The following is a 13,444-nucleotide window of genomic DNA, read 5'->3' on the forward strand; positions in this document are numbered from 1 at the left end:
AGTATTCAGGACATATCGTAAAGGGCGAAAAAGAGAATCGAATAAAGCAGGAATACGCCCAGCGCGGCCAAAAGAAGCGGGCGCAGCCGCTGGGAGATGGAGGTGGATTTTGGCATTCGTTCCGGCATGATTTCCGCCTCATTCGGCCATTTTTGCCATTTTTCGGGCAAGCAAAGTTTTCGCTGTTCTTCGATCACGATATGAAGAGGCTGTTTGTCTTCAGACGTGCTGTACTGGCCCTGAAAACCTTGCTGCAGGCAAAAGAGAAACACTTTGCGTGCCTGGCTATACGCGGGGTTAAGCTTCTCAAGCTGAGTAAAAAAAAGTTCTCCTGCCGTTGTGATATTTAAATACTTCCGCTGCAGCAGCTCACTTCTCCAGTGATGCCGCCAGGGAATGTCAGAACTGAGAATGGCTTCATCCAGCCAGGCGATAACGGCGATACGTGCCGCTTCTTTTTCATCCCCGCAGGTATCCTGTAACGCAGCGTCCTGTTCTGCTTTTTCGAACAGCTTGATGCAGAGCTGACGGCTTTGCTCATAGTCGGTCAGCTCGTTTCCCCCCGTGATATGTAATACCTGCTTGAATACCGGAAGATAGCTGTCAAGGAGCTGCATTATTCCGCCCCCATAAAAATCACCTGAACCACAAGATCGTCGGGTGCGTCATCCCAGTAAAAAACAATATTTTTTTGATTTTCAATGCTTTTCCATAGGTCATCTTGCTTTTGTATCATGAAGTAGAAAGCATCTTTACGGTTGGGTACGCCTCGTGGGGTTGGCGTTAGCCGGGAAACTGGAATGCCCGGTAGGGCATGCTGAATCAAGGTGTGAATGGCCGATTTTGCGGCAACTTTAAAGTTTGAACTGTCCGGGTTGGACGCGGTTTCTGAACTCAGCATTAAGAGAACATTGCCGGTTTTTTCCCACGGTAATGCCTGCAAATCGCCGTAAAAAACGCGCTGCTCGTCTGCGACTAACGACACCCAGGTGTTGTCTTCTAACGTCAGGTTATTCAGAAGGGCAAGAATGAATTTTCTGGCGCTGGTGAAGCAGGCGCAGAGGTTGAAATGGTCGTACGGCAGTAAAGGGGTTTCACCTTCCCACTCACCGTTGAAAGAACACTGCTCGCTAAAGCTGGAGAGCTCACCGATAAGCTGCAACAGCTGCCCATAAATGTGCCATGGATGCATGGAGGATACGCGGCAGCAATGCTGTAACAGAGGAAGAGCGCGGTTTAATGAACGCATGACCAGCAGTTGGGTCATGTCCCCCGAGCTGGCATTTTTGAGCTGATCCGAACGTTTGTACTCCGCTAGCTGGTGCGCGCGATTAGCCAGTTCAGCATACAAACCGTCCAGGAGCGTTCTTAGCGCCGGCGACCCATTCAGCGTGATTACGGGAGGCGCAAAGTTTGGATCGATGACTACCCTGTCATTTTCATAGCGAAGCCTTAATAAAGGTAAAAATTCACAGTCGACGACGGAGGCTTTTTCATCGTCACTAAGGATCTGAACATTATATAAAATTCGGGATACGCTACATTCCGGGCCGTTGAAGTAAACGTCTTTCATGACATCTTCCTGGCGAGGTTTTAGCCATCGACTGTTGGGGGAGTCCCCAACATTGGCATGGCCTGGATCGAACCGGCGTAAAGCTAGCCAAAGCGTGAAGGGCTTTTCAATTTGCTTCCAGGCTTCACGGAACATGCGAGGCTGTAAAAAGCAATTTCCGGGATATTCGAGATAATCACCGGACGGCAATATAGCCTGCAATCGGTCTATCTTGAGGGTGAAGTCCACCAGTGTTTCAGGATTGAAATCACAGTGAATAAGGCCGGTGTTCCAGGGTTGCGACAGTTGGCGATGCCGCGCCAACATATAGTTGTGGTGTAAATCGACCGACTGTAGATGCTGTGGCTGAAGGTACACGCCGGAGTACCAGTAGATCTGTTGAAGTTCTGGATACACGTTATTCTCCTGTGTCCGTTGGCGCGGTGTTATTGAGCGTGAAGGGGGCTTTTTCTGCCCCGGAGAACTGGCTAATACTGTCGCTGCCAAGCCGAATATTCAGCGTGACGGGGGTCAGATGTGCTTGCCAGCCAGGCCGCAACCAGCCTGATTTTGTGCTGGTGACGGGCACGGGTACGAGGGCCATATGCTGACTCTGTGGAAAGGGGTAATACCCCGCCACGACGGCAAAAAAGCGCGTATTCTCGCTGCGGTCTATATGCAGAGTGGCGTTTTGCCCCGGCATGGCGGCGTAGCGATCTATCTTGAGAATGTCGTTATGGCTGCCGGCGGCACGGAACAGGTTTTTCAGCGTCAGGGGCGTTGAAAATAGCTGTGTTAGCGTCTCAGCCTTGTTTGCCTGAATAATCAAAACGGTGCAGCTGTTTGCAATCCCATTCAGAGAATTGAGATCCGGATCCGCCTGAAGTTGTACCGTGATGGCCCCGGATGAAAAAGGTGCTTTAACCTGCTCTATAGCCAGTTTTTCAGATGCCTGTGAGTCGGCATCGGCAGCGCAGCCGCTTAGTAACACGACGGAGAGGAGCGCGATTAACATGGTTGCTCTGCGCATCAGTCCACTTTTCCTGTCAGTACATTATTGATTTCCCTGATACTGCCGCTGTCTTCGATCATTTCCTGCAGCCAGTCAGTTAGCGTCATGTTTGCCCAGCGTGCGGCTCTTTCCATCAGGAAAGGAACCGGGCTGGAGGGTTCTGACTGGCGAAAATAGGCCGCGATCGCCAACATTTGGCTGATGGCAAGCTCACGGCTCATTGCCTGTGGTGAATGGCGCACTGGCGCTTCTGTTGACTGCGGCGGAGAGTCTTCAAGAACTTGGGTAAGCGTGAGGGCTTCATCAGGAAGTGGGATCGCACGCTGTGTCAGGCGCTGAAGGTAGTCTCTAAGATCGCTCAGCGTTTGGCGGGTTAGGGTAAATAATTCCCCCTCCTGATCCTGGCTCAGCGAGGTATAGCGACTTTCCAGCGATTTCAATAGGGTGGTGATTTGTTCTACCCGAGCGGCCTGCTGACTGATTTCAATGGAGGAAAATGCCGCGGCCTGTTTGTCAAAGGTCGCCATCGTCAGATCCCCCTCTTGCTCTATCAGCGCATCAAGGGACTCCGGGTTGCTATTGATTTTGTGTTCAAAGGCGAGGATTTGCCGCCATTTTGCCAGGGTGGTGTTGGTCTGGCGCAGCATCGGCTGGGTTAATAAAATTTGATTGAGCTCGCGATCCAACCGTATCAGCTTGCTACGGCGGATGGTGAGACCTTCTTCTTCCAGCGACGGCCAGCATTGATACCAAAAGCGAGTCATGAACTCACTCAGAAAATCAATACTGCCCAGCAGGCCTTCCAGCCCTTTCAGGTGGCATGTTGCTTCGACAAACCAGCACGCAAGCTGCAGGTCTTTACTTTGTTCCGCCAGCGCTTGTTCACTCAAGGATTGAACAAGATGCCAGTTCGCCTGGCGAGGCTCGCTTACGGCCCAATCACCTTGGGGAAGATCGTCCTCATCGCTTTCCCGCGCCTCGCGGATTTGGTCGAAGACGGGTTCATACTCGAGGTGTATTCCCATAGGGTTGTCGAGCGATATTGGTGCCAGCAGAGTTGAAAAATCTGACTGCATAGAGAACCTCAATTATCCAATTAATACTTTGGGACATCCGGCCACGATGGTGCCGCCGTGGGCGCAGCTATCGCCCATACGCGCTGCTGGTTTTTTGCCGATCAGCACCTTTGTGCTGCCCATCACAATGGAGTCGACCGGGCCTACGCAGGTTGCCATTGAACCTACCGTCGCCGCGGGTAACCCACTGATCAACACGGTGGGAGCGCCGGGGGGTAAAATGGGGCCGCCTACATGAGGCAAAGGCGGGAGACCCGGAGCGACCATCGGGCAGACATGCATGTCAGAGACGCGGGCTGCAGGTTGAGCCATCAGGAAGCCTCCTTAGTCAGGCATCGCTGTATAAGGTGACGAGCGCCTTCAACGGGAGTTTCTCCCAGCTCGACGGCCAGCATAACGAGCGCGCACTCAAGCATCCGGGAGGAAAGCTGCGGCTCGGGATACACCGGGGGCAGATCGTCTGGGCTCATACTACCGTTGGCCCAAAACAGCGAAAGTGCCAGGGCACCTGTGGGGGAGTTAAGATCCTGGCTTTGAGCCTGTTCAAAAATACGCCACCTGCGCGCGTTATCGTACTGGCTAAACTGCTGATTCATCTCGCTAAGGAGTGGATGTAAGCTCGGCGGAACGGCTTCGCGAAGCAATGCGACGAGCTGCGAACCGAGTCGATTGGCGGGCAGGGAATGTGCCCAGCATGTTAGAGCCTCCTCCCACCGACCTTCCTCCAGCAGCTTGTCTGGACTGATTTCGTTCTGTGTCATAGTTTGTTTTTATCCAATGTTGATAATGCCGCCAGAGATAGTGGTCATGCCGCTGCCAGAAACGGTGGCCATCGAGCCTTTAAGTTCGACGGTTCCACTGCCTTCAACTTTCACCATGGCGCCTTTCAATTCAGCGCCAGCGCTGCTTTCAACCTTGAATGCTGTACCGTTGATGGTGATGCCACTGGTTGAAATGGCTATCTTGTTGTTGCCGACTTTTAGTTCGATAGACTGTGTGGATTCAATGCTTAGCGCTTTCTCCACTTTGACGCTGCCACTGCCGCCTGCGACGTCCAGGATGTAGTGGCCATTTTTAATTTTGGTGGTGATGTTCCCGCTGATTTCCTGTTGCCAGTTCCCTTTTTCCAGGGTGAGGTTCAAATTTCCCTCTTTCAGCAGCAGCAGGTCATTACCTTTGGTGAGTTCGGTGCTGCGGTTGGCTGCGATGGTGCTGGTAACATCATTTTTAACGGTCAGCTCGAGATCCTTCTGAGCGACAATGGTCATTAACTCTTCGCCCTTTTTGTCGTCGAAGCTCAGGCGGTGCCCGTCTTCGACGCTGCCTTTTGTTGTACTGCGGGTCACGAATCCGCTCTGTGTTTTTTGCGCCGGCAGGTCGAAAGGTGGTTTGTTTTGACCGTTGTAGACCGTACCGGTGACCAGGGGATAATCGGGATTTCCCTGGATAAAGCTCACCAGAACTTCGCTACCGACTCTGGGAATAAACTGCGCCCCAAACTTCCCACCGGCCCAGGTTTGCGCCACGCGCACCCAGCAGGAGCTGGCATCGTCGTTTTTGTTTTCTTTATCCCAGGGGAACTGGATTTTGATACGGCCATACTCATCGGTGTGGATCTCTTCCGAGTCGGGGCCGACGACGGTGGCCGTCAGAATGCCTGGGATTTGAGGCTGCTGGTGGAGAAAAGGGGGATGCCAGGGCTTGTCGGCGTGGGTGGCTTCAATCTGGCATTGGCTACTGCTGCTGCCATCAAAATCATTGCTTACCACAATGCTTATCGCGTGGATAAGGTATGCCTGGTCTCCGGCGGGATGTTCTTTAAGATCAAACGTTTCCCCTGCATTTAATCAGTGAGCCTGCACTGTTGCAGAAAAGAACTGATTATTGGCTTCATAGGCCGCAAGGGTGTTTTTGGCTTCCTGAGTAATCAGCGCGCGTTCACCCTGCGGGGTGATGTCGACAAACATGACGGACTCGTTGTTAGCCGCTTTGCCGCTGGTTTTTTGTAGATCTTCAATTGCAGCAGACTGCTGCATATTGACGCCATGCAGCGCCACGCCTCCAGGAAGCAGCGTTGCCGAGGACTCAAGTTTGGTGATGGTGCCCTCAGAAATTACATCGCCATGATGGTGCCAGAGTAACGCTTTTCCAGGCGTCGGCTTATGGCCGGCTGCGTGATCGGTCAGGACTAAGGTGTGCCCGCTTTCACTGTGTTTGAAGTAGTAGTAGATCCCTTCGTCTTGCAAAAGCCGCTGAATAAAGTCAAAGGCCGATTCGCGGTATTGCACGCAATATTCGCGTTTGTCATACGTGCCGTTGAGCTGAAGGTCTAGCTGGCTAATCTTGTGTTCATTGAGCAAGTCATGAACCAGATCCGGTACGCTGATATTTTGCCAGACACGCATTCCCCGGCCGTGTTTCAGCTGAGAAAATGCAGGCTCGAGCGTCAGGATGCATTCGCCTTCTTCAGATGTACGTTGGGCATAGCGAATCCGGGTCACAACGCCATGCAAAACGCGCTGGGGGAGTTCATTACCGCCGCCCCCTATCTGGCAGGAAACTTCCTGCCCGTGCCAGCGCAGTAATTCCGCTTCCTTTTTATGCGTCAACGAATGGAGTTCGTATTCATAAGGAACGAACAACGACTCCTTTCCAGCCAGAGAAACGAGGCGCAGGTCGTTGGCAATATCCCCATTCCACCGAATGAAGTGGTTTTCCTGATCCGTTTTAAGTTGATTGCTATTTAACATGAAGTACATCCTGATGAGAGGACAGGGGCAGGGAGCCGTACCAGATGCAAGTGCGACTCGTTATTTTGTCCAACGCAGAGATCTAACCCTAAGGCACTCATACCAAGCCCACGCGGCGCCAGGTTGGCGCTACTGATTACCAGAGAGACAGAGAAATCCACCACGGGACCGACATAGTCCCGGATGCAAGACCAGACGGCCTCTCTGGCCTGGCCTGAAGAGGCAAACTGGCGTGATACTTCTGGTGACATGGGGCCAAGTATCACGTCGAAATGGGAATGGACTTCGAGGCGCGCGCTTCCAATCATTGGCGCCGTGGATAATGTTTGGGTTGGGTTATTCAGTTGGCAGCGCTCTTCTTTTTTCACTTCGCGCCATCCGCCAGTGAAGGGCACGATGCTGGCCTCAACGCCAAATCTTTGGCTAAGCCAGCGCTCAAGATTCACCATTGATCTCACGGGGGATGAAAAAAGAGGGGCATGCATTGTTAGCGCCTGCGCGTTAGCTTCAGCCAGCAGGCCTGTTAGCGATAGCAGCGCAAGCTGCAGCGGTTTTTCCTCTTGAGATTCTGCCTGGGCGCAAAGGTGATGCTTTTGCCATGCCAGGTAATCAAGGCAGTAAAGGCGGTGCCCGAAGAGGTCGATAAAGGCTTTAGCGCTGAGATCGCTGTAACGGTACTGGCGTTCAATCATCCATTCCGTATACGCCGTTGGAAGTGCACCCATTGCACCCGTTAATCCGTTGATCCAGGTACTAACTGCGATGGGGGCATCATGAGAGGCCTGACTCAGGGCTTCGACTTGCCCATCGGGTGCATCCATCGAAAGTGTGGATGTTATTCGCAGTTTTTCATCAAGCAGCTTTTCATCAGGAATATTGCCCTTTCTCAGCTTACGTAGCAGCAAGCGGATCTGCTGGTACCAGTTGAATTTGCTGATAACGGGGATCATAGCCATGACAGTCTCCCCGCTCTCACGGGCCAGATGCGCGTGGTTTGTGCTTCTTGTTCAATGACGGTTGTCAGGCGGGTGAAGCTGTTGACCGGTGCGTAAAGCGCCAACAGGCGATCGAGTAAGCAGCAAAGTAGGTAATAATCGGGTTCTCCCAACGCATCGTGGCAAAACGTGAGGGATATTGATATTCCCCGTGCAAGCGAGTGAGGATCGTTGCTAATCAGCCTGGCCGTCACGGGTTCACAGGATAAGTGCTTTATCATATTGACTAGGCGGGCTTTTTCGGTGTCTCCTGCAATATTGTAAAGTGCCAGCATATCTTTCAGGCGTTGAGCCCCATGCGCGCCATCCAGCAACTGATGATTGAGTGAAAGCTGTGAAAGGAAACGCCAGCGCAGAGCGCTTTTTTCCAGTGGGCTTATCGGGCTGGTAGGGTGCGTGAGGCAGGTAATCTTCAATCCTGCAATGGGGGCTGAGGAGTCAAAATCGCCCTCATGATGACCATACTGCAGTTGATGTGGCAGCGCGTAGTTAGTACAGGTTGTGTTGATGGTAATAATTTCTGGGCTTTCAGAAGGTTGACGCGTTTTGTGTTCGCAAAATGCGATAAAGTGTTTTAATTCCAGACTGTTTCCGGTGGGGAGTTCACGGCGTAATACCTGCCAGCTAAGTCCAGCGTCCTGCTCGTTGGCGGAGGCAACGTGGCTCTCTAAGAGAGGCTGCACGGGCAGATGTTCAATACTGTTATTCACTTTCCGCTGCAGGGAAACTTGATGCACTGCCCACACATGAATCTGATTTTGATGACGAGCATCGGGCACAATGGGATAGTCTGGCTGGCTATTGGTCAGCGTGATCGGTTCTGCTCGCTGCGGAAATAGATTAATGGCTGGCGTACAGTTGAGGCGGAAAAAGTTTTTGTCGACTAATTCGGCCAGTTTTTCCAGACGTTCAGTTAATGCATTCCGTTTTATTACTGCCTGTAATTCAAATACCCCATTGCCCTGTACGCTGAAGCCATCAGGAAGCTGAATGTCGATAAAAGAGAACTTCTGTGGAAACCAGAAATAATCCATTAATAAGATATGAATGGGGGCGATGCGGGGGTCTGGCGTGAGCAGGGCTTCACCAGCATCAAATCCCACTGAGGACAATACATGGGGCTCTAAAGATATGCTGATATCATTTTGGCGGAGAAATAACCTTTCAACCTCAGAGCAGAGTAAAGTGTAAAGCGTATTTACGGCATTAACGGGACCATGCAGATAAATACGCACTCGCTCGTTAGCCAGTTTTGCTCCAGGCCAAACCTGGAAAAGTAATTGTAGCTTCCAGCTTAACGCATCGCTGTCAAAACTAAGTTTTGCCTCGTTAACAGACAAAGGTAACAACGTTACCGGATAGATTGTTTGAAATTGATAAGGTAGCTCTGGGCTTTGTCGTGTAAAAAGAGACGTACCTGCATCAAACCTATTTTTGTCAGTAATTCCGGAACGCAAAGTATCCGGCGTGATCGTTACAATACACGTTGACGGTAATGTCCGTAGAAATTGAGGTGCAAGGGTGTTGAGTAATGCATCAACAACTTCGGGGATGTCATCATCCAGCCGTTGATGGATGCGGGATGTTAATAGTGCAAAAGACTCAATGAGGCGACTGATATGAGGGTCTTCTGACTCACCTTCAACAAATCCGAGACGACGCGCGATTTTCGGAAAACGGTATGCAAAAACCTTTCCGTGTTCCTTTAAAAACCGAAGTTCTTTCTGATAATAAGAAAGTAATTTATTCATGGAGATAAAATCTTCCGTTACAGTCGTCCCATTCCAGCTCGAAGAGCACAGGGGATTGATCGTAATATCCTTGCAGCGTGAAAATAATGTTTTGGTTATTGCCCGTATGGCTTGCTACCGAAATGCTTGTCAGACGGGGTTCAAATCTGTCAATAGTATTCATTAAGCGTTTTTCTATTGTTGATTTACGCGTATTTACTTCATGTACTCTGCTGAATGATTCGTCTATGCCATAATTTAATATCGATGCGTTAACATACTGGACCGTTTCAATGTCCGGAGTGCGTGAGCGGGAAGTCAGCAGCATCATCAACTCTTTTAATAATGTATCCTCTGGCCTTTCTTCACAGTAGTAATCATCCTCAAGTTCAAAAGGATGATTATCACTGAGTCTGGAAAGAAGCGAAGGTATCATTATGGCGTTCCTGTTCCCACCCATAGGGACTATGGGCGGGAGATTTTTATTTCAGCACTTTTTCTGGAATGCTATATTTAATCGGTCCAATCTTATCGAGGCCCGATTCTGTAGCATTGGCAACGTTAAAGACAACTTCAACCATTCCTTCAAATGAGAAGGTCAGGTTAATGAAAAGTTGGTCACGCATTTCAAAGCTAAGGCTTTGAATTGTACAGGTGGAATATACGGCGCGCTGTATTTCATAGTCTGCGTCAAATTTATCAGAACCACGGTGTACGATGGTAATCGTAACGTCTTTGTGACCTCTTTTTAGATAGTTTTCAAATATTTTGCTGGTTTCTTTCGTTACCAGAATAGACATCTGAACGGAATCAAAATAGGTTCCATCAGGGCCAGAAAAAGTATTCAGGCCAGCAGGGGCGTAGCCCTCCATCCATTTGCTGTATTTCTTCTCTTCTGAAGAGCCTGCAATGGTTTTTCCATCAATCTTAACTTCAATAAATTGGCAGTCTTGCAATTTAGCCATAAAAAACTTCCTCTAGTGGTGATATTAACAACATGAAATAATTAGCCCGCAGCAGATGGCAATTCAGCTACCAGGCGTAGAGACATACTTAATCCCTCAAGTTGGAAATGAGGTTTTAACCATGCAATTGCTTTGTAGGTACCCGGTAATCCTGGTACTTCTACAACATTAATTTGGGCTTCACGGAGTGGAAAACGTGCTTTGGTTTCAGGGCCTGCATTATCTGAGGCGACGACATATTGCATGATCCACTTCTGCAAATATTCCTCACATTCACTGCGGGACATAAAGCTACCGACTTTGTCCCTGACGATAGATTTGAGGTAATGCGCAAAACGGGATGTCGCAAGCAAATAAGGTAGCTGGCTTGATAAGCGAGCGTTGGCATTTGCTTCATCGGAGTTGTAAAGACGTGGTTTATTAATAGACTGTACGGCAAAAAAGGCCGCATAGTCGGTGCCTTTACAATGTACTAAGGGAATAAAACCAAGATCGGACAGTTCTTTTTCGCGACGATCGGAAATGGCTACCTGCGTTGGGCACTGCAAAGTGCGCTCTCCGCTTTCAGAAACATAGGTATAAGCCGGCAGTGACTTAACCAGTCCGCCACCTTCTACACCACGAATGGATGCACACCAGCCATATTCTTCAAATGATTCAACAATACGACCCGCGAGTTCCCACGCGGAGTTAATCCAGAGGTAATCCTGTCCTGCGGCGTCTTCCTTGATGGACTCTTCAAAAGTGAAAGTTTCCGCCGGAATTGTTTTTGTACCGTAAGGGAGTCGGCCAAGGACGCGAGGCAGCGTAAGGCCAATATAGCGACTGTCGTCATTTTGACGGAAGGAACGCCAGCGGGCGTAGTCGGTGGTGTCGAACATTTTTGCAAGATCGCGCGGGCGTGGGATCTCCGAGAAATCATTCATTGACAGCATGCCAGGGGCTACGGCGCTAAGGAACGGTGCATGTGCCGCAGCGGCAACGTGCGAAATTTGCTCCAGTAAAGAGATGTCCTGAGGGGTATTGTCGAACTGGAAATCACCGACAAAGGCAGAAAAAGGTGTGCCACCAAATGTGCCATACTCACTTTCGTAAACACACTTAAAGAGCATCGACTGGTCAAAATCACTGGCGGATTTAAAATCTTTAATCAGATCCTGCTTGGTACATTGCAGCAAGCGAACCTGCGTATTTTCAGTTACGCTGGATTGGATGAGTTTATGCAAACCGCGCCAGGAAGATTCTTTTTTCTGAAACTCTGGAGCATGAATAATTTGGCTCACTTGTTCAGACAGCAGGGCGTCAATAGCGGCAATTCGCTGTTCAATACTGCCAATCAGATCGCTGGAGATAACAACTTCGCCGGAAAGGACTTCGGACAGGAAATTATTCAGCTGAGACTTCATACGGTCGCGGTCGGACTCACGACGAATAGCCTGGGTATTATCGATAACCTGATTAAGATAATCATCGTTAAACGAGGATTCTACCACTGCTTCCTGCATTTGTTCGGTGCTCATTCTTGATCGTCCCCACCTATCTCAGTTTTACCTGCTAAGGTATTTTGCTCTGTAGCCATTTCCAGGAGTTGTTCTTTTAGACGTTCATTACTTGCAGCCCGATTTTTAAGATCGCTAAGCTGCTCACGTAAATCCATGAGCTTTTTAAGCGGTTCTACCTGGCGTACAACATTGTCTGGAGAAAAATCATCAATGCTATTGAAGGTCAGCGAAACGGCCAGTTTTCCATCCGTACCTGTAAGCGTGTTATCCACCAAAAACTCAGCTTCAGGTTTCATTGAACGCATAACCTCATTAAAGTTGTCTTTATCAACATTAATGAATTTACGATCTTTCAATGTATCGGAACTTTGGGTGAAATCACCCATCACACCCACAACCAAAGGGAGTTCCTTTGCCGTTTGTGCATCACCTATTTCAACATCATAGGTAATTTGTACTCGCGGTGGGCGAGCTTTATCCAGTTTATGTTGTGTATTGCTCATAAGTTTATCCATTAAATAAAAGATTGAGTGTTAAAACATTATTTAGCAAAAAAAAAGCCATGCAGTTAGCGTCAAGGCCGTTGGAAGCCATTTCTTAAATGCGGTGTTATGAAAGAAAACACCGATGACAAACAAATATTTAACAACTCTACTGAGATTTTTATAGCTAAATCCTCAGAATCAGAATCAGAATCATAATCAGAATCATGAAATGATATTGCTATGATCCTTATTTATCATGTCTGTGACCGGCAAGTGTAATCGCCATTATCCGTTAGTTGGGAAATTAGACAGGAAGGTGTATTTCTTAGCAATGAAAATGTTATTAATTAATCATTATTAATCAAAACAGTAAAAATGAATGGGTAGGAAATTAAATTTCCGCTCTTAATTAAGATGGGCCTTAACTTGTTTAGCTTTTTGTCTTTGTGTTAAGATCATTATTTGGGTATGGTCCTTTCTCCGGTACTGTTGCCTATTGTGGTTTCTCATAATTGAATAGTACACGGAGTTGAATACATGCCTATTGGAGACTAAGGATAAGTGGAAATGGAGCAGTGTAGCTCAAGTGGTTCATATAACTATATGATAAATGATGAGATAATCTTCAATCCTGATAAGCGAGTTTTGTATCGTGTGGATGACGAAGCCAATGTTGAAACTCTTAATACCCCCACAACAAAATGCTTTCTTTTGCTAATATCACGCAACGGAATCGTTGACCAGGCAACTATATACTCATATGTCTGGGGTGAAAATGAGAGCATGATCACACCCAACAATCTATATCAAAATATTTCGCTCATTCGCCGCGCGCTATCAAAGTTAAGTCCAGGTCTCAATTTAATAAAAACAATCCCCAGAATAGGTTTTTCGATAGATACCGAGATAAAAGTTGAAAAAATTCCTTCGGAGAAAGTTGAGTATGATGAAAGCCATGAGCGCCATGAAAATCCGATAGAGGTAAAAAAAGAGCCAGCTCCTGGTGTTAATGTTGCTGCAAACGACGTTGTAAAAAATAAAATGCTCCATCCTATGGCCATCATTTCATTGGCTGTCTTGACTACCATTGCCTCGGCGTTATTTGTTTCCAGTACATCACGTCAGTCTTCGTACTTTCTTAGCTATCATGCGTACCTTAATAATGATGGATGCAATATATATACCTCAGTAACGACACAAAGAGATATCAAGTTTGTTACCGATAAGTTAATCAGCAAATGTGAAAGAACGCCATGGAATTATGTTTCCTACAGTAATCTATTTTCTGATATTTCTGTTATTTCATGTGCGCAGCCGCTGGGAAGCAATAAAAAAAATAGTTGCAAGTCAGCTTATTTTTTTGTGGGGAGTTGATGT

Annotated in this window: 14 protein-coding genes and 1 pseudogene; 1 reads left to right on the forward strand and 14 read right to left on the reverse strand. The window is 48.3% G+C overall.

Going from position 1 to position 13,444, the window contains the following annotated elements:
* Positions 1–5: 5 nt before the first annotated feature.
* From WFN87_RS05195 to tssB, 14 genes and pseudogenes are all read right to left on the reverse strand, one after another.
* Positions 6–617, reverse strand: a complete 612-nt coding sequence (locus tag WFN87_RS05195) for a DotU/TssL family secretion system protein (protein ID WP_166994490.1) — start codon at positions 615–617, stop codon at positions 6–8.
* Positions 617–1,969 (reverse strand): type VI secretion system baseplate subunit TssK, encoded by a 1,353-nt coding sequence (tssK, locus tag WFN87_RS05200; protein ID WP_336982187.1) that lies wholly within the window; start codon positions 1,967–1,969, stop codon positions 617–619. Before tssK ends, WFN87_RS05195 begins: the two co-directional genes overlap by 1 nt.
* Position 1,970: 1 nt before the next feature.
* Complete coding sequence (gene tssJ, locus WFN87_RS05205) at positions 1,971–2,582, reverse strand: type VI secretion system lipoprotein TssJ (protein ID WP_336818536.1); 612 nt, start codon at positions 2,580–2,582, stop codon at positions 1,971–1,973.
* On the reverse strand, positions 2,582–3,640 hold the full coding sequence (tssA, locus tag WFN87_RS05210) for a type VI secretion system protein TssA (RefSeq protein ID WP_336982190.1): 1,059 nt from the start codon (positions 3,638–3,640) through the stop codon (positions 2,582–2,584). Before tssA ends, tssJ begins: the two co-directional genes overlap by 1 nt.
* Before the next feature lie 12 nt (positions 3,641–3,652).
* Positions 3,653–3,952, reverse strand: coding sequence for a PAAR domain-containing protein (locus WFN87_RS05215; RefSeq protein ID WP_336982193.1), 300 nt, complete (start codon positions 3,950–3,952; stop codon positions 3,653–3,655).
* Positions 3,952–4,401, reverse strand: a complete 450-nt coding sequence (locus WFN87_RS24130; protein ID WP_442892751.1) for a DUF6931 family protein — start codon at positions 4,399–4,401, stop codon at positions 3,952–3,954. Before WFN87_RS24130 ends, WFN87_RS05215 begins: the two co-directional genes overlap by 1 nt.
* A gap of 9 nt (positions 4,402–4,410) precedes the next feature.
* Positions 4,411–5,475 (reverse strand): annotated as a pseudogene (locus tag WFN87_RS05225) (type VI secretion system Vgr family protein); the annotation flags it as partial.
* Between the two features lie 12 nt (positions 5,476–5,487).
* Positions 5,488–6,390, reverse strand: a complete 903-nt coding sequence (locus WFN87_RS05230; RefSeq protein ID WP_336982196.1) for a type VI secretion system Vgr family protein — start codon at positions 6,388–6,390, stop codon at positions 5,488–5,490.
* The gene (tssG, locus tag WFN87_RS05235; RefSeq protein WP_336982198.1) at positions 6,384–7,346 is read right to left on the reverse strand and encodes a type VI secretion system baseplate subunit TssG; all 963 of its coding nucleotides are present in this window, start codon (positions 7,344–7,346) and stop codon (positions 6,384–6,386) included. The genes WFN87_RS05230 and tssG overlap by 7 nt, the downstream gene beginning before the upstream one ends.
* Positions 7,337–9,136: a type VI secretion system baseplate subunit TssF gene (tssF, locus tag WFN87_RS05240; RefSeq protein WP_336982200.1), complete on the reverse strand. Its 1,800-nt coding sequence runs from the start codon at positions 9,134–9,136 to the stop codon at positions 7,337–7,339. The genes tssG and tssF overlap by 10 nt, the downstream gene beginning before the upstream one ends.
* Positions 9,129–9,551 (reverse strand): GPW/gp25 family protein, encoded by a 423-nt coding sequence (locus WFN87_RS05245; RefSeq protein ID WP_336708373.1) that lies wholly within the window; start codon positions 9,549–9,551, stop codon positions 9,129–9,131. The genes tssF and WFN87_RS05245 overlap by 8 nt, the downstream gene beginning before the upstream one ends.
* 46 nt (positions 9,552–9,597) lie before the next feature.
* Entirely contained in the window at positions 9,598–10,080 is a 483-nt protein-coding gene (locus WFN87_RS05250; protein ID WP_336818541.1) for a hypothetical protein, read from the reverse strand.
* Between the two features lie 41 nt (positions 10,081–10,121).
* A complete protein-coding gene (gene tssC, locus WFN87_RS05255) occupies positions 10,122–11,585 on the reverse strand; it encodes a type VI secretion system contractile sheath large subunit (protein WP_442892752.1) in 1,464 nt (487 codons plus the stop codon).
* A gap of 11 nt (positions 11,586–11,596) precedes the next feature.
* Positions 11,597–12,085 (reverse strand): type VI secretion system contractile sheath small subunit, encoded by a 489-nt coding sequence (tssB, locus tag WFN87_RS05260; RefSeq protein ID WP_166994513.1) that lies wholly within the window; start codon positions 12,083–12,085, stop codon positions 11,597–11,599.
* Positions 12,086–12,634: 549 nt separating this feature from the next.
* Here tssB and WFN87_RS05265 point away from each other — a divergent pair.
* Positions 12,635–13,441, forward strand: coding sequence for a winged helix-turn-helix domain-containing protein (locus WFN87_RS05265; protein WP_336982203.1), 807 nt, complete (start codon positions 12,635–12,637; stop codon positions 13,439–13,441).
* Positions 13,442–13,444 lie beyond the last annotated feature (3 nt).

This window comes from Cedecea sp. AS113 (assembly GCF_037152415.1).
Lineage (GTDB): Bacteria > Pseudomonadota > Gammaproteobacteria > Enterobacterales > Enterobacteriaceae > Cedecea.

Bases quoted from the DNA above. Each gene is read 5' to 3' on its own strand.
- WFN87_RS05195 (WP_166994490.1), bottom strand. From the start codon at position 617: ATGCAGCTCCTTGACAGCTATCTTCCGGTATTCAAGCAGGTATTACAT.
- tssJ (WP_336818536.1), bottom strand. From the start codon at position 2,582: ATGCGCAGAGCAACCATGTTAATCGCGCTCCTCTCCGTCGTGTTACTA.
- tssA (WP_336982190.1), bottom strand. From the start codon at position 3,640: ATGCAGTCAGATTTTTCAACTCTGCTGGCACCAATATCGCTCGACAAC.
- WFN87_RS05215 (WP_336982193.1), bottom strand. From the start codon at position 3,952: ATGGCTCAACCTGCAGCCCGCGTCTCTGACATGCATGTCTGCCCGATG.
- WFN87_RS24130 (WP_442892751.1), bottom strand. From the start codon at position 4,401: ATGACACAGAACGAAATCAGTCCAGACAAGCTGCTGGAGGAAGGTCGG.
- WFN87_RS05230 (WP_336982196.1), bottom strand. From the start codon at position 6,390: ATGTTAAATAGCAATCAACTTAAAACGGATCAGGAAAACCACTTCATT.
- tssG (WP_336982198.1), bottom strand. From the start codon at position 7,346: ATGGCTATGATCCCCGTTATCAGCAAATTCAACTGGTACCAGCAGATC.
- tssF (WP_336982200.1), bottom strand. From the start codon at position 9,136: ATGAATAAATTACTTTCTTATTATCAGAAAGAACTTCGGTTTTTAAAG.
- WFN87_RS05245 (WP_336708373.1), bottom strand. From the start codon at position 9,551: ATGATACCTTCGCTTCTTTCCAGACTCAGTGATAATCATCCTTTTGAA.
- WFN87_RS05250 (WP_336818541.1), bottom strand. From the start codon at position 10,080: ATGGCTAAATTGCAAGACTGCCAATTTATTGAAGTTAAGATTGATGGA.
- tssC (WP_442892752.1), bottom strand. From the start codon at position 11,585: ATGCAGGAAGCAGTGGTAGAATCCTCGTTTAACGATGATTATCTTAAT.
- tssB (WP_166994513.1), bottom strand. From the start codon at position 12,085: ATGAGCAATACACAACATAAACTGGATAAAGCTCGCCCACCGCGAGTA.
- WFN87_RS05265 (WP_336982203.1), top strand. From the start codon at position 12,635: ATGGAGCAGTGTAGCTCAAGTGGTTCATATAACTATATGATAAATGAT.